Below are 21,806 nucleotides of genomic sequence, written 5' to 3' on the forward strand. Positions count from 1 at the left end.
AACTATTCTGAGGTCCCCTTTCCATAAACATCCGTGCTATCTCAAGAAGGGATCATCAGGCTCATCAGCAGCATCGCTATCAATTGGAAGGCTGTTTGAATCAATAGAGTCTCCAGGGATTTTTCGGGTTTCGCTGGCCCACTCGCCTAAATCTATCAATTTACATCGTTCAGAACAAAAGGGTCTAAAAGCATTTTCAGAATCCCAGGTATTTTGTTTGCCGCAGATTGGGCAGGAAATTTTCTTTAGTTTATTCATTGCGATCTTTGTTAATTAATGTCAGGAATGCAGTATGCAATACAGCATACTGATTTTTCAACCCTGTAAGTTTTAGGACTTACGAAAAATGCCAAATCGTTTCGTTAGCATTTATTAATTCAACATATTTAATGTTCATTGATGAATCTTTAGTAAACGGAATGTTCAACAAACAAAGAATTCATAGTATTCTGTTATGAATTCAATTGATTAATGGCTGAATGGCATGTCTGTGTTCAAAAAATTTTTAAAATATTATCGCTCATCTGCAGAAAATCGAACTCAGATACACCTATTTTTTGGCTTTGTCATTATTCCAGTTATAGGAATGTCCCTATTATACCTTTGGGTACGATTATTCTGGTTATAAGGTTTAAACCGAATCTATCAACAACCAAGACATTATTTATTTTTCCTATCAAAATGCCTCTAGCTGCCAGACTTCATATGAAGGTGTTTCATAGGGATGACTGCTTTTTAAAGCTTCAATAACCTCCTTGATGCATTCATTCTGACAAACCGTCTCAACTTTATATTCAGCTATTTTTTCTAATTGATTCATTTCACCAATAAATGCATTACTTCCAACTAGCGGCATAAACTGCCCCTCTCCTAATATTTGCCATGAACATTTGCAGTAATTACCAATAATTCCAGCTCCAGCTGCGAAAATGGCATCTTTAACTAATTCAAGATGAGTTTCAGGAACATTGAAACATAATTTATACATAAGACAAATACCGGTAATTATTGATTCGATTCAATGCGCCGGATCATAATCCAAAATATTCACCAGCAGAAGTGTATGACCAGAATAGAGGTAACATAAATGACCGGGTAGATAGGTAACCGGCTGCTCAAACTATTCCCCTTCTCCCTTTTAAAGGGAGCAGGGAACACGCATGGCATTTAAAATACTAGAGAATACATACTATTTTAATGAATTTAAAATAACGTCCATACCACCCAAATAAGGTTTTAAAACAGTAGGAATATGAATAGCGCCGTCTTTATCCTGGTAATTCTCCATAATGGCGACCAAAGTTCTTCCTACTGCCAATCCTGAGCCATTTAAGGTATGAACCAATTCTATTTCATTGGTTTCTGGATTACGATATCGCGCTTTCATTCGACGTGCTTGAAAGGCTTCCATATTGGAGCAGGATGAAATTTCTCTATACGTATTTTGGCTAGGCAGCCAAACCTCAAGATCATACGTTTTTGCAGATCCAGCCCCCATGTCCCCGGTGCACAGAGCAAGTACCCGATAAGGCAACTCCAATCGCTGCAAAATGACTTCAGCATGGTGGGTTAGCTGCTCCAGAGCATCATAAGAATCTTCTGGCTTCGTTATCCAGACCAACTCAACTTTTTCAAATTGATGCTGGCGAATCATCCCTTTAGTATCTTTGCCATAAGAACCGGCCTCACTTCTGAAACAGGGTGAATGGCATGCATAGCGAACAGGCAACGATTCGACAGGCAAAATGGTATCTCTTACTGTATTAGTTACAGGGATTTCTGCTGTGGAAGTCAGATAATAACCATTCTCTCCAGTCAGTTTAAACAAATCCTCTTCAAATTTAGGCAACTGACCAGTCCCCAAAAGACTGTCAGAATTCACAATATAGGGTACATAGATCTCTTGATAACCATGCTGTTGGGTATGAGTATCGAGCATAAACTGAATTAAAGCACGATGCAGTCGCGCAATTTGATGTTTCATTACTACAAAACGGCTTCCCGTAATTTTAGCAGCCAGAGCAAAATCCATTTGTCCAAGTGCATCTCCCAACTCATCATGAGATTTCACTGGAAAATCAAACTCGGGAACTGTACCCCAACGCCTAACCTCTTGGTTATCTTGTTCATCTTTACCTACAGGGACAGATTCATGCGGAATATTAGGCAGAGATAATGCAATAGCTTCAATGTGCTGTAATACCGTTTCAAGCTCTGCTTTCTGCTGCTCTAATCGCGCTGCCAATTGATTAACCTCTTCTCGCATAGGCTCTATATCTTCACCGCGAGATTTTGCCGCGCCAATGGCTTTGGAGCGCATATTCCGTTCATTTTGTAGCGACTGGGTGCTGACTTGTAATGCTTTACGTTTTTCTTCCAATTCAGAAAAGGCATCCACATCAAATTTAAAGCCACGCTTTAAAAGTTGAGATGCAACACGTTGGGGATCTTCACGAAGTAATTGATTATCTAACATAAGTAAACACTCTGAGTTTTAAGTTGGATCAAGGTACCCTGCAAGCAAACATCGAGCAACACAGGTACCGACAAGTACCATTGTCAAGGCACCAATGTTATTAACTAAAATATTCGCCAGTAATTTGAACCATTGTCCTTGTTCATACAGAAACAATGATTCAGCAGCAAAACTTGAAAAGGTGGTATACGCACCTAAAAAACCAGTAAAGAAAAATAAACGCCAATATTCTTCAGCACTGAAACGCCCCACTAATAAAGTAAGAAAGAATCCCGCTAAAAAAGAACCTAAAGTATTGACGATTAAAGTACCGTATGGAAATCGTAATCCCCATATATTCTGCGCAAAAAGTACAGTTGCATAACGCGACATTGCTCCCAAAGACCCTCCAAAAGCTACAGCTAGGTAGGGAGCAATCATCATTTATCTCACAATACCGCGCGTGGATTGATTCAGAGCATCAATCATAGGAATAACCTCAGGACATTCCCCCTGCATCAACTCCAGTTCAGCTACAGCCTGTTGCACTGTCAAACCTTTACGGAAAATAATTTTATAAGCCCGTCTTAGACTGTCTATTGCCGAAGAAGAAAAGCCCCGTCTGCGCAATCCAACAGTATTTATTCCACATGCTGAAGTTGTATGTCCTGCAATCATGACATAGGGCAATACATCTTTAGTAACGTACGTTGCACGCGCAATAAATGCATAAGCCCCTACATGACAAAACTGATGTACCGCCGCATAAGGACCAATGATCGCGAAATCATTAACGATAACGTGACCAGATAAGGCCGCGTAATTAACCATAATAATTTGGTCACCAACCATACAATCATGACCTATATGAGAATAAGCCATTAAAAAATTATTATTTCCGATGCGAGTAACACCACCGCCTTTGACGGTGCCGCGGCTAATCATACAATATTCGCGTATTACATTATTATCACCAATTTCCAAACGAGTTGGCTCGCCCTTATAAGTGATGTCCTGTGGCTCATCACCTACTGAAGCAAATTGAAATATTTTATTGTTTTTACCAATCGTTGTTGGCCCATCAATTACTACATGCGGACCAATCCAGGTATTTTCACCAATCTCAACATCTGCACCGATTACTGTACCAGGGCCAATAGATACCCCTTTCCCCAGTTTTGCAGATGGATGAATCATTGCTCTTTCATCTATCACTTTAGAATTTCCTTTGCTGCGCTTAATAAGTCTGCGGAACAAGCTAATTTATCACCTACATAAGCTTCACCATGCATACGCCAAAAATCTCTCTTTTGCCCAATTAACTTTACTTCCAATCTTAATTGATCACCTGGGGTCACTATTTGTTTAAAGCGCGCATTGTCAATTCCTGCAAAATAATGCAAGAATTCGTACCCTTCTTTAGGTTGGCGGGAAAGATTAGACAAAATAGCACAGGCTTGAGCTAATGCTTCAAGCATTAGTACACCTGGCATGATTGGATTTCCTGGAAAATGGCCAGTAAAAAAATTCTCATTCATGGTCACATTTTTGATTGCTGTCAAATAATCCATTTTTTTATAATCCAGGACTCTGTCAACCAAAAGAAATGGATAACGGTGCGGCAACAGATTTATTATCTGATTTATATCAATATGCTCACTCATACATTGTTTCTCATTGAATCATTGTGAATTCTTTAAAAGAATATTCATTATCTTGTTTTACACTACTCTAATCAATCGAATAATTAAAAAATATCCAATTGAATACCTAAACCAATCAGAAATCTGAATCAGCCTTACTCTTGCTGTACCTGTATTGATGGATCACCATTCCTTAGTTTTTTCTCTAGTGCACCCATTCTGGTTATATAATCATCCAGCCGTTTGAATCGCGCTGCATTTTTGCGCCATCGATTATGTTCATGGGCCATGGTTCCAGAAGAATAAATACCTGACTTGACTATCGATTTACTGACCGTAGACATTCCAGTAATCACAATATTTTCGCCTAATCGAACATTAGCGGCAATGCTGCTTGCTCCCCCTATAATGCAATCAGAGCCAATATGAGCATAAGCACCTACAGCAGCACAACCGGCTATTGCGGTATTACTCCCGATAAACACATCATGCGCGATCTGCACCAGATTATCGACGCAAACGCCTTCTGCAAGATAAGTATCACCCAGCGCTCCTCTATCAATCACCGTATTAGCACCTAAATGCACTTCATCAGAAAGAATCACCGCACCAACATCAGGGCCTTGCTGCCAAACTCCATGATGTTTGAAATAATTAAAGGGAGCTGAACCAATAATACACCCTGAATTAATACGCACATTCCTTCCAAGGCGACAACCTGAATGAATCATTACCCCACAACCAATCCTGCTGTCTTTTCCAATGGACACGGCCGATTCAATGACAGTATTGGAACCCAGGATAACGCCATCAGCTATGTGAACATCTTCACCAATAACACTATAAGCACCTATGGAAACCTGGTTACCTATTTGTGCAGAATGATGAATACGAGCTGTTTCGTGTATTCCACTGTTAGGAGATTGGGCAGAGGAAAACAACTTAACTGCTTCAGTCATAGAGGCCAGAGGATTTGAAACCGCTATAGAATTCACTGGACATAGATGCACATGCTCTGCTTTCAGAATGACAGCGCCTGCAGCAGTATGTCCTAGTGTATTGTACAACAAAGGGTTATCGAAATAAGCGACATCCCTAGATGTGGCTCGCGCCAAAGAAGACAAACCAAAAATGGCGTGACTGGCATTTCCATGCCAGACGCCATTTAAAATATCAGCTAATTGCGCAAGGGTCAGCAACTGGTCCGCCGAACTAATTTATTGCTTTAATAACTTTATCGGTTACATCTAATGTATCAGAACTGAAAGGAGTTGCATCTTTTTGGACGATAATATCGTATTTTTCGTCTTTGGCAACTTTAGAAATTGCAGAACGAACTTTAGTATACAAACCTTCCATTGCTTCATTGTGAGCAGTGCTTAATTCTTGCTGATATTGCTGTCCATCTCGTTCAAATTGTTGTTGTGCAGCAACAATTTTCTTTTCCAGATCTTTCTTTTGAGTAGCACTCATAATAGCACTATCACGCTTGAATTTTTCCATGTCAGACTTCAGACTTGCTTCTACAGCCATTAACTTATCACGACGTGGTTTAAATTCTTTTTCCAGTTTTGCCTGGATGTCTTTCATTTGACTTGATGTCTGCATGATTTTTTGTAAATCAACAACACCTATTTTTGCCCAATCTGCAAATGCAGATGTGCCAACCAAACTAAAAACCAATGCGACTAATACCGCACCAAAACGTTTCATATTTATCTCCTAATTTAAAGATAGTGATGCTAGCACAATTCGAAAAGGGTTGCGATATGTGCAGCAACACTTTTCAACAAACCTTTTCATTATAAATTCCTTTGCGATTTCCCCTAAAATCCTGAAGAGAGAGCAAATTGGAAATACTGTGTTTGATCCAACGGTTGCGGGTTTAACGCCTTCGCAACACTGAATGCCAGCGGACCGAATGGAGAACGCCATTCTAATGAAACACCCGCTGAATAACGCATTGGACCTGCAGGAGTTCCACGTAATGCGTCAGGAGTTCCATAAGAAAACACATTACCCGCGTCAGCAAAGATAGTTGTTCTGATATTATCGCGGCTTAAAGGGTACGGTAATATAAGACCAGCACTGGCATTAAGCAGAAGGTTCGCTCCCATAGCATTACCCATATTATCCAGTGGACCTAAAGAATTAACGTCATAACCCCGAACTTGCCCCGGTTGTGCAGTACCCCCAGCATAGTAGTTTTCAAAGAATGGCAGCCCATTGTAACTAAAGGTATTTCCATATCCCACATTGCCTAATGCTGAAAATATCCATCCACGATACAATGGGTAATACACGCGTGCTTGATATGAGCTCTTATAGTAAGTTAAAGATTGCGATGTTGCAGGCAGAGCAACAAAAGCGATTGCCTGTTGATTCAAACCGCTATTGGGATAAGGCATCTGATCATAGCTGTTTCTACTCCAACCAGTAGTTAAGCGAATTTCCTGGAAATGAGTGCCATACAGATTGACGAAATTCTGAATTGGAATTACAGGGCCAACTGATTTGATATCAATATCCTGATAACCATAACCGATCTGGAAGCTGCTCGCTTCTCCCAGAGGGAAATTATAATTAATATCTCCTCCAAATCGGTTCGAGCTGTAGGTACTGACGTTCAGGTTTGTAGGGTCTATCCGAGAATAATAGAGACTGCCTCCTCGTCCTACCCCCGTATCTGTATAGAATGGATTGTAGTAATTAAATGAATAATCCTGTCCCCATTGACTGGCATTAAAGGATGCTCCCATGGAGCGGCCTGTTCCCATAAAGTTATGTTGATTCACAGAGGTATTAAATTGATAACCGTTAGTACCGTAACCTATGGAAGCACTGGCTTCAGCTGATGGGGCTTCTTCAACCTGAACATCCAAATCAACCTGATTATTGGTTCCCTGAACAGGATTGGTCTTAACATCAATATTCTTTAAATAGCCAAGTAAGCGTAATTGTCTCTCTGATTCTTTAATATTATGTAAGGACAAAAGGCCGCCTTCATTCTGGCGAATAATATTTCTTAATACATAATCTGCGGTTTTGGTGTTGCCGTGAAAATTAATTCTACGAACATAAACATGGCGGCCTGGCTCCACTACAAAAGTAATAAAGACCGATTTATCATTCTCATCGATGCGAGGTTCGGCACTTATTGCTGGAAAACCATAACCGACATCACCTAAAGCCAAGCCAATAGCCGAAATGGATTCAGTTACTTTTTTCCGGGAAAATACATCACCCTTTTTCACTTGAACCAGAGGATCAATTTTTTCCTTCGGCAGTATTGTTTTCCCAACGACTGAATAGCCGGCGAAATGATATTGTGGCCCTTCTTCTATATGCACATTGATATAAACATCTTTCCGGTCAGGAGATAGCAGAACTTGTGATGAAACAATATTAAATTTCAAGTAGCCCCGATCCAGGTAGAACGATCTCAACGCTTCCAGAGAGGCATCCATTGATGCCTTGGAGTACTGATCCTTTTTAGAAAAATAGGTAAATAGATTACTGGTAGACAAAGCAAATTCAGGCAACAATTCATTGGTAGTAAAATCGTGATTGCCTATTATTTTGATTTCTTTAATCCGAGAAACACGACCCTCTGAAACTGAAATGGTAATGGCTACTCTGTTATCAGTTAATGAAGAAACTTTAGCTTCAATACGTGAATTGTATTTGCCTCGAGCCGTGTAAGCTTGTTTGAGTTCTTTTTCCAAGCGCTCCAATGAAGACTTTTGAAATACGCGACCTTTGACCAGTCCCATTTCCTTGAGAAAAGCTTTCATTTTATCGCTGGGAATGTCTTTATTTCCGACAACAGTGATGCTACCAATGGTTGCCCTTTCAACCACATTGACGATTAGAATATTCCCTTGACGCTCAAGAGAGACAGACTGGAAAAAGCCAGTATCATATAGAGTTCGTATAATCTGGCCTGTTGAACTTGAGTTAATCTCTTCGCCAACCTGAACTGGTATGTAATTTAATACGGTTCCAGTAGAGACTCTTTGTAATCCCGTAACTTTGATACCCCGAACGATGAACCCATCAGAAGCCATAGTTTGTGCGGACCACGCCAACATAGTAGAACAACAAACACCCAATATTATTTTATTACCGACTTTTTTCATTATTTTTTTACGTCCAGTACTACGCGATTTTCTGAAATTTTACTACAGTTCAGTCACGCCAAAAATTGAAACCGTTTTATAGGAAGAAGAAACTACTGTCAAGTTTCTTAACTCTAATATCCTATTTTAATCACTCATCTCCAGGAATTGTTCATCACCAGTACCGCGGCAGGATGGAGATCCAGAATGCATTAAATGTATAGAGACTCCTACCCCGTTAATCTTGATATATCATTAGTAAGTGCTACAAACATTAAGGCAACCAATAAGACCAAACCTAAATACACTCCTACAGTTTTGACTCCATCAGACAAAGGCTTGCGTCTAATAATTTCCAGAACATAATACAGCAAATGTCCCCCATCCAGCATAGGTATTGGTAATAAATTTAAAGCACCTAAACTAATGCTCACCAAGGCAAGAAAAAACAAATAAGATACCAAACCACTCCGCCCGGAACTTCCTGCTCCTTGAGCAATCCCAACGGGCCCGCTAATGCTGTTTAATCCCAAGCGACCTGTAACCAATCTGCCCATCAGTGTAAATGTTGTCCCCGTGAGATGAAGTGTTTGATTGAATGCAGTACCCAAAGCGGATATTGGCCCCTCTCTCTCCAGGCGTAACCAATGTGCTGGCCAGTCAACTTTTTGGGAGCGAACGCCAATATTACCCTCTATCTTGTCTTTGTTTTTTTGACTTCCTGTCAGTATGGATATGCTCTGTTTTATTCCTTTTCTTTTTATTTGCAAAGTTAATTGGGTATCAGGCCGTTCTCGCACATAATCTACCAGAAACATCCAATCATCAAATGACTGGCCATCGACGCTCAATAGTTCGTCGCCAACCGTAAGACCCGCCTTTGCTGCAGGAGAGTCTGGTACAACCTCTCCAATCACGGGTGGAATTGTTGGAATAAATGGCTCAATACCAAGACTATCCAGAGGATCGGGTGCCTTATCATCGAGTTTCCAATCAGTTAACGGCAAACTGAGCTGACTTTGATGGCCATCGACTAAAGATTTGACCGTTATGTTGACTGTTTCCCGTGAACCAATAAGCGGCATCATGGCGTATTGAAAATCTCGCCAACTGTTTATCCTGGTGCCGTTCAGTGCGATTATTTCCTGTTTAGGCCCAAGACCCGCTTTAGCTGCCAGACTGCCAGGCTTGACTGAGTCAATCATCGGAGCCAGTGAGTGCATTCCTATAACCAGCACCAGCCATAATGCGACAAAAGCAAAAATAAAATTAAACATGGGGCCAGCCAGAACGATGGCTATTCGCGCCCAAACTGATTTGTTATTGAAAGCGTAAGGCTTATCCTGCTCCGCTACTTCCCCTTCCGTTTCATCAAGCATTTTGACGTATCCGCCAAGGGGAAAAAGGGACCAGGCGTATTCAGTTCCCTTTTTGTCACGCCATCTCGCAAGTACCTTTCCAAAACCAAATGAAAAACGTAGTACTTTGACCCCACACCACCGTGCTACCTGAAAATGGCCATATTCATGAACGGTAACCAGTAATAATAAAGCCAGTAAAAAATACAACAGAGTTAAAAGCATGCTGTCATCCAATATTTAATCCAACCAGTAAACTAAATTCCCAAGGGGATAAAAGTTAATCCAAAATAAAATAAAGGTAAGGCCGCTATTAAACTATCCAGGCGATCCAAAATACCGCCATGGCCGGGAATAATAGTACCTGTATCCTTTAAATGACAACGTCGTTTTAAAATACTGATGAATAAATCGCCAAAAATTGAAATGGTCACAGTAATAAATGCCAGTCCAAACCAGATTGAAATGGAATAAGGCATAAAATAATAAAACCCGACACCCGCAACAACCATTGAAAGCAGATATCCTCCCAACACGCCTTCCCAGGATTTACCCGGACTAACCTGTGGAATTAATTTGTGTGTTCCCCATTGCTTTCCAGCAAGATAGGCACCAACATCAGAAGCCCAAATCAAGAACAGTAAATAAATAACCAGGGCTTTACCCTGAGGCAACTCATACACATGGGCCAGGCTTTGAATAAATAAAGGTAAAAGGATCAACAGTACACTGCCAACAACTGAAGGATATCCCCAATAACGCTGTGAATCAGGAAAACCAAGAATGGCAATACAATTAAATACCCAAAGTACCAAACCTATGGTTAACCAATAAGAAAACAAATAACCACATAACCACAAAGCCAAGAGCATTAACGCTAAAAAGCCAATTTGGTGTGCTATATTATTAATGGGAATGAGTTGCAAGCTTTCTTTCCATGCAGCAACAAAAACCAGCAAAAGTACGCCCGCTAAAAACCAGGATGGCGCATAAAAAAGCGTCATCAAGACCAAGGGCACTAAAATTAATGATGTGATTAAGCGTTGCATGAACATATATATGCCCTTATTAAAAGTCTAAATTTGACCAAAGCGCCTTTTGCGCTTACTAAAGGAATCCAGAGCTAATTCAAGCTCTTCATTATTAAAATCTGGCCAGTGCACTTCAGTGAAATAAAGTTCGGTATAAGCTAACTGCCACAGAAAGAAGTTACTAATCCGCAACTCTCCGCTGGTCCGAATAAAAAGATCAGGTTCAGGTAACCCATCTGTATCGAGAAATTGGGCGAAATTAGACTCATTTATTTCATTCAAAGCAATGGTACCATTACTAACAGCCCGGGACATTTTTTTGGCTGCGGTAACTATATCCCATTTTCCTCCGTAATTAACAACAACATTTACAATTAATTGTTGATTATTCTGCGTCAGCAACTCAGCTTCCTGCATTTCTTTTTGCAGAACAGAGGATAAGGGTTCTCTGTCTCCGGTAAACCGAATACGGATTCCATGTTGTTTTAATTCCGCCAGTTCTTTTCTTAAAGCCTCTACGAATAACTCCATAAGAAAATTGACTTCAGCAATGGGCCTTGCCCAGTTTTCAGAACTAAACGCAAATAAGCTAAGGCAGCCAATTTTCTTTTCGAGACACGATTTGATCATTGTTTTAACTGTCTTAACGCCAGCCTTGTGCCCTTCTATTCGAGCCAAACCTCGATTTTCAGCCCAGCGACCGTTGCCATCCATCACAATGGCAATGTGTTGGGGTAATTTGTAATCCAAAACTACACTTCCTACCATTCAAAATGGCACATAGTCTAACCTCTTTAAAGTAAAAATTTAAGTGCTACCAAGAAATCAATTGACCTTATTGGTTAAAATCATCATTATGATGTTCTGCAAATCAACGAAGCAAGCGATCACTTCACGTCATTGACGATTATCATGGAGAATAGACTAATGACTTTTAGTGTTCTACGAAGAATCTGGCCTGTATTGCTTATTCTGTTGTTATTATTTCTTCTCTACTCTTTTAGAGTGAATCAATATTTAACTTTTTCATCCTTACAATTACACCATCAGCAGCTTATTTCATGGACCAATGATCATTATATTTTGGCAGTGGCAACATTCATGATTTCTTATATTATTTGTGTCGCAGCTTCTTTTCCTGGAGCATTAATCCTCACCTTGACCGGAGGCCTTTTATTTGGCTTGTTCTGGGGGACATTGTTTGTAGTAATCAGCGCAACGATAGGCTCCATACTGATATTTCTCACTGTAAAATACGCTTTTAGTGACTTGGTTGCTCAAAAAACCTCAGGATGGGTAAATAAAATGCGACAAGGATTCCAGCATAATGCATTTTCCTATTTACTTGTTTTACGGTTGATGCCGATATTTCCATTCTGGGTAGTCAACATCGTACCTGCATTACTTGGGGTTAAAGCCAGAACCTTTGTTCTTGCGACATTCCTCGGAATAATACCCGGATCGCTCATTTATGCTTCTGTCGGTAATAGTCTGAATCATCTTTTCGAACAGGGGCAAGCACCCAATTTTAAAATTATTTTTTCTCCGGAATTGTTACTACCTCTTTTAGCGTTAGCTTTTCTTTCCTTAATGCCTGTATTCTACAAAAAAATCAAAGGTTCCTATGAACAAAGAAATTAGCTGTGATATTGCAATTATCGGTGCTGGAGCAGGAGGACTGAGTCTGGCTGCTGGTGCCGCTCAATTAGGGCTAAAGGTCGTTTTGATAGAACAAGGATTGATGGGAGGAGATTGTCTAAATTATGGATGTGTGCCCTCCAAAGCTCTTCTGGCAGCCGCTGCAGCTCATTGGCATACCGGCCATAATGAAGTTCTTGGAATGACTATTCCTCAGGAACCAGTAGATTTTACCCGCATTATGCAGCATGTCCGAGAGGTGATTGATACTATTGCCGTACATGATTCAGTAGAGAGATTTGAAGGACTTGGTGTACAAGTTATACAAGCTAAAGGAACGTTCATCAATGACCGGACTTTAAAAGCAGGCTCAGCGGAAATTAAAGCCAAGCGTTACGTGATTGCTACAGGGTCATCCGCGGCAATCCCCCCTATACCAGGGTTGAATTCTACCCATTTCTACACGAATGAAACCATTTTTAAACTCATTCAATTACCCCCGGAACTGTTAATCATAGGTGGCGGACCAATCGGTTGTGAATTAGCACAAGCCTTCGCCATGCTTGGGTCAAAAGTAACCTTATTGGAACATTTTGGCATTTTAAATCATGACGATCCTGAGGCGGTTGAACAGGTACGACAATCGCTGATTGGATATGGCATAACCCTTTATGAGCAGATCGATATTGTACGAATTGAAACCAATGAAGCAAAGCAAACACTCATTCAGTGCAAACAGAATAATGATGAAATCCTTGTCACCGGAACTCACTTGCTTGTGGCTACAGGCCGAAAACCTAATATTGATCAATTAAATTGTGGTCAGGCAGGAATTCAATTCAGTCCGAAAGGAATACTGGTCGATAAACGACTTAGGACGAGTAACAAAAAAATATACGCCATAGGAGATGTTACAGGAATCATGCTGTTTACTCATATTGCAAACTATCATGCAGGAATAGTACTGCAAAATATTGCGTTTAAACTCCCGGTCAAGATGCATGATAACGCGATCCCCTGGGTCACCTATACTACTCCGGAATTAGCCCATGTGGGTAAAAGTGAATCGATGTGTGCCTCTATGGGCATAAAATATGAACTGCTAAAAGCGGACTATTCCAGCAATGATAGAGCTCAAACCTGTAAAAAGACGAATGGATTTATTAAAGTAATCATAAATCCAAAGGGGGGCATTCTCGGTGTCACTATAGTAGGAGACCAGGCTGGCGAATTATTACTCCCGTGGGTCATGGCGATCAGGGAAGGTAAAACCTTAAGAGCATTCACAGATACCATTGTCGCCTACCCTACTCTAAGTGAACTAAGCAAACGAGTAGCAAGCCAATTTTATACACCTAAATTGTTTTCTAAAAAGGTTAAAAAACTGGTCAAATTTTTATCCTATTTTTAATAATATAAAGCTTATTGCCAATAAGCCCATCCATTAGCCATCAGAATAAATAATAAACGCATGGGGCGATAAAAGAACTATACTCTTATAAAGATAAGGAATTTTTAACGAGGGAGTTTAGGTAAACTCAATGACTTGATTAGATATTCCTTTTAACGAAGATATTAGGCATTTTCGTAAGTCGTGAACATTTTATGGATTAGGAACTTATGACTTTTATCAGGAGAAATTTATGAGCTCATTAAGGCGGAATTACCACGTTTCTCGCGCACTATTCTTCGTAATTGGTTTATCTGCTTCCATGATGTGTTTTGGCGATCGATTTGGCGGTGGATTTCATCCCAATGTCGGCTATGGAGGATGGAATCATCCTGATTACACTATTCACAATAATGATATCTCCATTGGTAATTATCACCCAGGAAATGGCTGGGTTGCACCAGTATATGTAGCGCCAGCTTACGTCGCGCCAACGTACATAATCAACAACTCATACGATGACGAAGACTCTGATTGTCAGAACGTGCAGCAATGCGATTCAAATGGAAATTGCACCCAAACTCAAAGTTGTGATTAGATACTGTGCATTTTTATCGCGGCATCCAGGATGGCTATGCTTGAACCATAGATTAGCTATGTCTCAGCATCAGGTAGCTGCCGTTAAATAAATCTAAGCCGAATTCCCGCGGCGAAGACCGCGGGATCTAATACTTGAATGCCACCATCATGGATCCCGCGGTCACAGCCGCAGGAATTCGGTTGAGATGAGAATTAAGCCTGTTTGTGAGCAAATAGGCGCAACTCCCGCAATCAATACAAGAGCACTTCTCTCTCTAATAGGGCAATATGACAAAAATAAGGAACATTGTCTCGCATTTGCAAGGATAAAAGATAAAATTAAAGCCATTCCACAGCAAAGCCTGACTAAGCAAAAAATACCAATTGATAATGCAAAGTTCTTAATACCCCGTTAATGAAATAAATCACCCTAACAATATCAATTCTTTCAGCTATATACCTCTTTAATTACCAAAGGTATAATCATTTTTATTGACATTTAACTGCTTGATTCAGGATTTATCTCATGTCCCAAAATACTCCCCTGGTACTCATGATTCTTGATGGATGGGGCTACAACGCCAGTGATAAACATAATGCCATTGCGTCAGCTCATACACCTCAATGGGATAAATGGTGGCAAAATTGCCCCCACATCCTTCTGCAAGCGTCTGGTGAACCAGTAGGCCTTCCAGACAAGCAAATGGGTAATTCTGAAGTTGGGCACATGCATATTGGTGCCGGCAGAGTAATACAACAAGATTTCACACGAATTAATAAAGCCATACAACAAGGTGAGTTTGCTGATAATCCCGTTTTTAATCAAGCGATTGAGACATTGGGGCAAACAGGTAAATCACTACACATCATGGGGTTATTCTCTCCTGGAGGAGTTCATAGCCATGAGCGCCATTTATTTGCATTACTGAATTTATGTCATGAGAAACAATTCAGCTCCGTTTATTTGCATCTGTTCCTTGACGGCAGAGACACTCCACCACAAAGCGCTCTGGACAGTTTGCATCGCTTGAACAAGGAACTTGAAACCCATCCTGGAATCACCATAAGCTCAATCACTGGCCGTTACTATGCAATGGACCGAGACAAGCGTTGGGACCGTGTAGAACCCGTTTTTAATTTACTCACTCAGGGACAAAGTACCCACCACTTTGATGATGCAGAAACGGCTATTAAGCATTTTTATCAAAATGAGCTTTCAGATGAATTTATTCCCCCAACCTTGATTGGAAATCCTAAAGTAATAGAAGACGGAGATGCTATTTTATTCTTTAATTTTCGTGCAGACAGGGCTCGACAATTATCATCAGCCTTTATCAATCCCGCATTTTCAGGATTTAAAAGAACAACCTGCCCCAAATTATCCTGCTTTATCAGCATGACTCAATACGATAAAAATCTGAAGACAACTCCGGCATTTCCACCTGTGCCATTAAATAATACTTTAGGAGAAGTTATTGCCCACCAGGGTTTAAAACAATTACGAATTGCGGAAACAGAAAAATACGCTCACGTAACCTTCTTTTTTAATGGTGGCAGTGAACATGTATTTGCCAACGAAGAACGAATTTTAATCCCCTCCCCCAAGGTTGCAACTTATGATCTCCAACCGGAAATGAGTGCTCCTGAACTTACCGATATTTTGGTAAACGTCATCAATCAAAAAAAATATGACGTAATCATCTGCAATTATGCAAACGCAGATATGGTAGGACATAGTGGTAATTTTAATGCCACAGTTCGGGCTATAGAATGCCTTGATCAGTGCATGAAACGTGTTGGGGACGCACTCAAACGTCAAGGCGGAACACTATTAATTACATCAGATCATGGTAATGCAGAAGAAATGTTTGATGACACAACCCGTCAGGCTCATACTGCCCATACCAGTGAGCCAGTGCCCTTTATGTGTGTTGGAGGAGATTGGCATTTTATTCAATCAGAGGGCAGTTTAATCGACATCGCCCCCACACTTCTCTCAATAATCGGCATCACTCCACCTAAAGAAATGACCGGACACATCTTACTGGAAAATAGCCATGTCCACGCAATCTAGCCAGTATTCTCCGAAACCTGCATTCCTGAGCGGCATTGCATTGGGAATGTTGATTCATTTTAGTCTTGGGGCGACACCAGCTCCCTCGCCAGTACTGCAAACTCAAACCAAGCTAAAACAGCTGGATGCTCAGATTAACAATCTAAAACAAACACTGGCCACAGCTCATGACAAGCGGGGGATTTTAAATCAGGAACTTTCCGGTACTGAAAAACAAATCGGTGAAGGTATACATAGACTGCATTCAATTCAAAACGATATAAAATCTAAAGAGCAAAAAATTGCCGAATTGCATGCCAAAGCTGAATTATTGAATAAACAATTAGCCACACAGCAGCAATTACTGGCAAATCATGTACGAGCACGATATCAAATGGGTGAATACCAACCATTGAAATGGATACTTACCCAGGATGATCCCTATAAAATAAGCCGAATTTTGACCTATTATCAATACATAATTAAATCCCGGCAAGAATTGATCGACAAAATAGGCGAAACTCGTACCAATCTAAGCGAGAATAAGGATAAATTAAATAACGAACTGGCTGAAAATCAAAAACTGCATAATCAATTGTCACAACATCAGCAACAGCTGGAACAAAATAAACGATACCACACGACATTAATTGAATCACTAAATAATGATATTCAGAACAAACAACATGACTTACAAGAATTTGAAAAAGATAAAGCCAATTTATCTCGCCTGTTAAAGTCATTATCGCAACAAAGTGTTGTCCAAAGCAGCAAACCCTTCATTCAAATGCGCAAAAAATTGCCGCTACCAGTACAAAATGTACAAAGATCCTTACGCAGAATGAATCAAGGCGTGACATTTTTTGCCGATGAAGGATCAGTAGTTACTGCCGTTTATCCAGGAAAAGTAGTATTCAGCGATTGGTTAAAAGGCTATGGTTTACTCCTGATTATCGACCATGGCCAAGGTTTCATGACCCTGTATGCCCATAACCAATCACTGTTCAAACATAAAGGGCAGACAGTCCGCCAAAACGAACAAATTGCCAGTGTAGGGCACAGCGGTGGAATTAAGCAAAACGGTCTATACTTTGAAATAAGACTAAGAGGAAAAGCGGTGCCCCCGCTAGACTGGTTGTCTTAGATTTCGCGCTTGGCATTTAAATTGCATTTCAATAATTAATAAAAACAAAAGTAAGCGGCTGATTTTATGGCCTTGCATCCTAGGAGATCGCTATGGTTATCAAGAAAATTCTTCCCAGCACAGTAGCGTTTATTTTCGCGCTCGCATTGATGCTCCCATTAACAGCATTTACAGCCGATGAGACCGATACAAATAATACTAATACGAAACGTATACCATTGGAAGATGTCCAACGATTTTCTAATGCAATTGGTGAAATAAAAAAATACTACGTCAAACCAATTGACGATAAAGAACTCTTTGACAATGCCATTCGAGGCATGCTCACCGGTTTGGATCCCCATTCAAGTTATCTTAATGAAGAAGAGTTTAAAGAGCTACAAACCTCAACCAGTGGTGAATTTGGTGGATTAGGCATCGAAGTTACCATGGAAGACGGAGTTGTAAAAGTAATTACACCTTTGGTTGATACTCCAGCCTTCAAGGCAGGAATAAAATCTGGGGACTATATTATTAAACTAGGTAAAGAATCAGTACAAGGTCTTACTCTAAAAGACGCAGTGAATCTGATGAGGGGCAAAGCAGGCACAACAATAGAATTAACCGTATTACGTAAAGGAGTCAGCAAACCACTTACCTTTGACCTGATTCGGGAAGTAATTCAAATTAAAAGTGTTAAAAGTAAAATGTTAAGTGATGGCTACGGTTACATCCGGTTAACTCAATTCCAAGCTTTAACCGGTAAAGACATGATGCAAGCAATCGAGCAGTTAAAGCAACAGTCTAATGGAAAATTAAAAGGTTTGGTACTGGATCTTAGAAACAACCCCGGAGGTTTACTGGATTCTGCCATCCAGGTTTCTGACGCCTTCCTGGGTAATGACAAATCCGGCAAACAAGAGCTAATCGTTTACACTGAAGGACGCTTACCTGGCTCTAAATTTACCGCCTTGGCTAACCCTGGGGATGTTTTGGATAATGCTCCAATTGTCGTTCTAATCAATAATGGTTCGGCTTCAGCATCAGAGATTGTAGCAGGTGCCCTGAAAGACAATAAGAGAGCCATTATTCTTGGAACCAAAAGTTTTGGTAAAGGATCGGTACAAACCGTATTACCTCTGGATGGTAAAACTGGAATTAAGTTAACTACCGCTTTGTACTACACCCCTTCTGGAACTTCCATACAAGCTAAAGGAATTATTCCAGATATCATTGTAGAAGAAATGGATGTTCCCAAAAATTCCATAAAAAAATCTGACGCAACCGGATTCAGTGAAGCCGATCTGAGTGGACACTTGATCAATAAGAATAATCCGGAAAATTCCAATGCTAAAAACGAAGCTAAATCCGACGATTTAATTCACGAAGATTACCAGCTTTATGCAGCATTAACGGTGTTGGAAGGTATGGCCTTGGCAAACAGATAATAACCAAACAGAACAATCTATTCGATGGGCATTGTTGCTAAAGCGACATGCCCATCAGTCTTTTTATAAACCATAATTAATTAAACAGTGACTACATGACCGTCTTTTATGGTTTTAATCTCAGATTTGGTAAACAAAACACCATTTTTTCCTAAATTAAATGGTCCCATTACCCCTGTTCCTTTTGCCAGTACATGAATTTGATTGGCAACTTCCTTACTAGAAAAATGATGTTTGGTTTTCAACACCATGGCAACACTTTGATTCAAAATGTGAAATACATCAAAGGCATATCCTGCTTCAGTTACAGGATAATTTAGATAGTGCTCCTTAAATTTTTGGATAAATTCAGGTTTCATTTCATGAGTATCAATATACCATTGCCCATCAAAAATTTTCATTACCTGAGGGGTAACCCTTCCGATAATACTGGTTATCGGTTTGTTCACATGAGCACGGCTCATTTCTGATTGGATGATTTCAATATCCTCAGGGGAAGCCATAATAAAATACAGATCCGGTTTTTTCTTTTCAATGCTCTGAATTAGATGCGAAACGTCCTTCATTCCAGGTTCAATCTGCTCATAAGCAGCAATTTTAATTGCAGAATGAAGCTGTAACTGCTTTATCACGCTTTGCGTTAAAACCATGGATGAAGGGCGTTTTGAAGTTATAATCCCGATTTGGCCTATCTTTTTACGCTGGAGTTCTTCAACCAAAACAGCCGCTTGTTCATAGGCGGGACTCCAGGCCAGAAAGTTATTCTTGCCATCAGCAATTGCAGGATCATTGGCCAAGCTAAAATGCAGAATATTGTTTTTACGTGCAAGGGGCGCTGCCAATAAACCATTATCAGAACCTTCAGTTACTAAAACATTGATATGGCGGGTCGTGACAAATTTTTGAAGCGTCTCAGCGGCATGACTTTGTTTTGGTAGCTCATCCAAAGTGTAGAACGTATAATGAATTCGAGAGGATTTTAATTGATCACGTCCCATTTCCATAGCGGCAAGAATATTTCTACCTATAAACGCAGATTGATTTGAGAATGGAGCGTAGATTCCCACATTAACACTAACACTGGTTTTATCGTTCAGATCAGGCGTGCATACAGCAGCCTGAATTATTCCTCCACCAATCATCGATACGATAAAAGCGCAGTATATCAATGCGGTTTTCAACACTATTTTAGGCATATTCATCTTCAGTGGTTATGAATCTTAAAAAATATTCTGCTATGAATGCATCATAAATACAATGATTATTCATCATTCTTCAAAGCATTCAAGAACATAACTTCTATCCGATAGTAAACGGTGGCATCAAAGCTGATTTTGGAGCTGAGGTAGGTTAAGATGAATTTAATGAAGCACCCAATCACACCAATCAATCTCTATGGTATTTAGCTGTTTTATGCGATAATTCATAATTACCTGATAATCAATAGCTCATTATGAATCTTAATAAAACACTTTCGCTGTTCTTCTGTTCATTATTCTTATCACCTGTTCATGCAGAGATTAATAATTATTTTAATACGATAAAAACAGATCCCAATGCGCTGTATGCATTTTTTAAAAACATGCCTAAAGGTGGGGAATTACATTATCATCTTGCTGGAGGACCTTATCCAGAAACCATGGTGTCGTTAGCAGCTAATGGTAAATATTGTATTGATTTATCTAATTTTTCAGTTAGTAAGACATCTCTTCATTGTGATGGCATCCAGATAAAAGACCTGTTTTATAAGCCCGAACTCTATGCCTCTGTTATTCGGGACTGGTCACTAAAAGACTTTATTCCTGGGAAAGAAACAGGGCACGATCATTTTTTTAATGGCTTCATGAAGTATATGCCGATTGTCTTTGATTACAGACCGCAATTAATCGCAGATGTCATTCGAACAGCAGCGCAACAACAAGAACAGTATTTGGAACTAATGGATATTACTGATAATGCCAATTCGCTTCGTTTTGGAGAGTTGATCAAAAACACCGATAATTTCGACCAAAAGAAAAAAATTCTTCTGGAAAACAAAGACTTTAAAAATAATATAGAACAAACTGTTTTTGAAAGTGATCGAATGCTTAAAGAAGCCTACAATGAATTAGGCTGCACCACAACCCCGGATAAAGAGGTCTGCAAAGTTCAAATCAAAGTCTTGTACTATGTGCTTCGCGAGCAACCAATAGACAGCGTATTCGCTCAGGCGTTGAATGCCTTTGAAGCAGTCACTTTGTCTAAAGGAAATCTGGTTGGCGTTAATTTGGTTCAGCCAGAAGACGGTATTATTTCTTTGCGTGACTATCACAAACAAATGCAAATCTTTGACTATCTCCATAAGCAATACCCCAATGTCAACATTTCCTTGCATGCAGGCGAATTGGCCCCAGAATCTGTTACTCCTGAAGATCTGAGGTTCCATATACACGATGCTTTAAAGACCGGACAGGCACAAAGAATTGGGCATGGTGTGTCTATAGCCTATGAAAATAATGCAGAAAAAACCCTACAGTATATGGCAGATCATCATGTACCAGTTGAAATAAACCTAATCAGCAATCAGAAATTACTGAATGTATCAGGCCGTAATCACCCCCTCAATTATTACTTGGCTCATCACGTTCCAGTGGTTTTATCAACGGATGATGAAGGCGTTTTAAGGACCGATTTAACAAGACAATACGTAGAAGCAGTGCTAGGCCACGGACTGGATTATCCCACCCTGAAGCAAATTAATAGAAACACTCTGACTTATGCTTTTCTTCCAGGTAAAAGCCTTTGGAATAATGCAGATAGTGCAGAGCCAGTTGCTGAATGTAAGGATTTAAACAGTGCGACATGCCACAGTTTTATCAATCAAAGTGAAAAAGCAAAATTACAATGGCAATTAGAACAAAAATTAATAGCCTTTGAAAACACGTTTTAATTCTCAAACAGGATACATAAAATCCCGCATTTAAGACTCAA

General features: G+C 39.9%; 21 protein-coding genes. 8 read left to right on the forward strand and 13 right to left on the reverse strand.

Features of this window, described 5'->3' with window-relative positions; all coding sequences use genetic code 11:
• Window positions 1-36: 36 nt before the first annotated feature.
• From yacG to uppS, 12 genes are all read right to left on the reverse strand, one after another.
• On the reverse strand, window positions 37-258 hold the full coding sequence (gene yacG, locus ELY21_RS02865) for a DNA gyrase inhibitor YacG (RefSeq protein WP_127106710.1): 222 nt from the start codon (window positions 256-258) through the stop codon (window positions 37-39).
• Window positions 259-676: 418 nt separating this feature from the next.
• Entirely contained in the window at window positions 677-988 is a 312-nt protein-coding gene (locus tag ELY21_RS02870; protein ID WP_127106712.1) for an NGG1p interacting factor NIF3, read from the reverse strand.
• A 201-nt stretch (window positions 989-1,189) separates the two neighbouring features.
• Window positions 1,190-2,476, reverse strand: coding sequence for a serine--tRNA ligase (serS, locus tag ELY21_RS02875; RefSeq protein ID WP_127106714.1), 1,287 nt, complete (start codon window positions 2,474-2,476; stop codon window positions 1,190-1,192).
• An 18-nt stretch (window positions 2,477-2,494) separates the two neighbouring features.
• The gene (crcB, locus tag ELY21_RS02880) at window positions 2,495-2,899 is read right to left on the reverse strand and encodes a fluoride efflux transporter CrcB (protein ID WP_127106716.1); all 405 of its coding nucleotides are present in this window, start codon (window positions 2,897-2,899) and stop codon (window positions 2,495-2,497) included.
• Window positions 2,900-3,670, reverse strand: a complete 771-nt coding sequence (gene lpxA, locus ELY21_RS02885; protein ID WP_028383705.1) for an acyl-ACP--UDP-N-acetylglucosamine O-acyltransferase — start codon at window positions 3,668-3,670, stop codon at window positions 2,900-2,902.
• Window positions 3,667-4,119 carry a 3-hydroxyacyl-ACP dehydratase FabZ gene (fabZ, locus tag ELY21_RS02890; RefSeq protein WP_028383704.1) on the reverse strand — a complete coding sequence of 151 codons (453 nt, stop codon included), beginning with the start codon at window positions 4,117-4,119 and terminating at the stop codon, window positions 3,667-3,669. The genes lpxA and fabZ overlap by 4 nt, the downstream gene beginning before the upstream one ends.
• A 134-nt stretch (window positions 4,120-4,253) precedes the next feature.
• Entirely contained in the window at window positions 4,254-5,297 is a 1,044-nt protein-coding gene (lpxD, locus tag ELY21_RS02895) for a UDP-3-O-(3-hydroxymyristoyl)glucosamine N-acyltransferase (RefSeq protein ID WP_127106718.1), read from the reverse strand.
• Window positions 5,298-5,310: 13 nt separating this feature from the next.
• Entirely contained in the window at window positions 5,311-5,811 is a 501-nt protein-coding gene (locus ELY21_RS02900; RefSeq protein ID WP_127106720.1) for an OmpH family outer membrane protein, read from the reverse strand.
• Between the two features lie 113 nt (window positions 5,812-5,924).
• Window positions 5,925-8,237, reverse strand: a complete 2,313-nt coding sequence (bamA, locus tag ELY21_RS02905) for an outer membrane protein assembly factor BamA (protein ID WP_127106722.1) — start codon at window positions 8,235-8,237, stop codon at window positions 5,925-5,927.
• Between the two features lie 209 nt (window positions 8,238-8,446).
• A complete protein-coding gene (gene rseP, locus ELY21_RS02910) occupies window positions 8,447-9,799 on the reverse strand; it encodes an RIP metalloprotease RseP (RefSeq protein WP_127106724.1) in 1,353 nt (450 codons plus the stop codon).
• A gap of 32 nt (window positions 9,800-9,831) precedes the next feature.
• A complete protein-coding gene (locus ELY21_RS02915; RefSeq protein ID WP_127106726.1) occupies window positions 9,832-10,629 on the reverse strand; it encodes a phosphatidate cytidylyltransferase in 798 nt (265 codons plus the stop codon).
• 21 nt (window positions 10,630-10,650) lie between these two features.
• Window positions 10,651-11,355 (reverse strand): polyprenyl diphosphate synthase, encoded by a 705-nt coding sequence (uppS, locus tag ELY21_RS02920; RefSeq protein WP_127106728.1) that lies wholly within the window; start codon window positions 11,353-11,355, stop codon window positions 10,651-10,653.
• A gap of 177 nt (window positions 11,356-11,532) precedes the next feature.
• On the opposite strand from uppS, the gene ELY21_RS15770 reads away from it, so the two are divergent.
• From ELY21_RS15770 to ELY21_RS02955, 7 genes are all read left to right on the forward strand, one after another.
• Window positions 11,533-12,246 carry a TVP38/TMEM64 family protein gene (locus ELY21_RS15770; protein ID WP_233588645.1) on the forward strand — a complete coding sequence of 238 codons (714 nt, stop codon included), beginning with the start codon at window positions 11,533-11,535 and terminating at the stop codon, window positions 12,244-12,246.
• Entirely contained in the window at window positions 12,230-13,654 is a 1,425-nt protein-coding gene (locus tag ELY21_RS02930; RefSeq protein WP_127106730.1) for an NAD(P)/FAD-dependent oxidoreductase, read from the forward strand. Before ELY21_RS15770 ends, ELY21_RS02930 begins: the two co-directional genes overlap by 17 nt.
• A gap of 232 nt (window positions 13,655-13,886) precedes the next feature.
• On the forward strand, window positions 13,887-14,231 hold the full coding sequence (locus tag ELY21_RS02935) for a hypothetical protein (protein WP_127106732.1): 345 nt from the start codon (window positions 13,887-13,889) through the stop codon (window positions 14,229-14,231).
• 187 nt (window positions 14,232-14,418) lie between these two features.
• Window positions 14,419-14,628, forward strand: a complete 210-nt coding sequence (locus ELY21_RS02940) for a hypothetical protein (RefSeq protein ID WP_127106734.1) — start codon at window positions 14,419-14,421, stop codon at window positions 14,626-14,628.
• 110 nt (window positions 14,629-14,738) lie between these two features.
• Window positions 14,739-16,286: a 2,3-bisphosphoglycerate-independent phosphoglycerate mutase gene (gene gpmI, locus ELY21_RS02945; protein WP_127106736.1), complete on the forward strand. Its 1,548-nt coding sequence runs from the start codon at window positions 14,739-14,741 to the stop codon at window positions 16,284-16,286.
• Window positions 16,270-17,409 (forward strand): murein hydrolase activator EnvC, encoded by a 1,140-nt coding sequence (locus ELY21_RS02950; protein WP_233588646.1) that lies wholly within the window; start codon window positions 16,270-16,272, stop codon window positions 17,407-17,409. The genes gpmI and ELY21_RS02950 overlap by 17 nt, the downstream gene beginning before the upstream one ends.
• Before the next feature lie 92 nt (window positions 17,410-17,501).
• Complete coding sequence (locus ELY21_RS02955; protein WP_127106738.1) at window positions 17,502-18,836, forward strand: S41 family peptidase; 1,335 nt, start codon at window positions 17,502-17,504, stop codon at window positions 18,834-18,836.
• 80 nt (window positions 18,837-18,916) lie between these two features.
• On the opposite strand, the gene ELY21_RS02960 is transcribed toward ELY21_RS02955, so the two are convergent.
• A complete protein-coding gene (locus ELY21_RS02960) occupies window positions 18,917-20,032 on the reverse strand; it encodes an ABC transporter substrate-binding protein (protein ID WP_233588647.1) in 1,116 nt (371 codons plus the stop codon).
• 257 nt (window positions 20,033-20,289) lie between these two features.
• Between ELY21_RS02960 and ELY21_RS02965 the strand changes: the two genes are divergently transcribed.
• Entirely contained in the window at window positions 20,290-21,765 is a 1,476-nt protein-coding gene (locus tag ELY21_RS02965; RefSeq protein WP_127106740.1) for an adenosine deaminase, read from the forward strand.
• Window positions 21,766-21,806 lie beyond the last annotated feature (41 nt).

The sequence above is a fragment of the Legionella sp. km535 genome (assembly GCF_003990085.1).
Taxonomy (GTDB): Bacteria; Pseudomonadota; Gammaproteobacteria; order Legionellales; family Legionellaceae; genus Legionella; species Legionella moravica.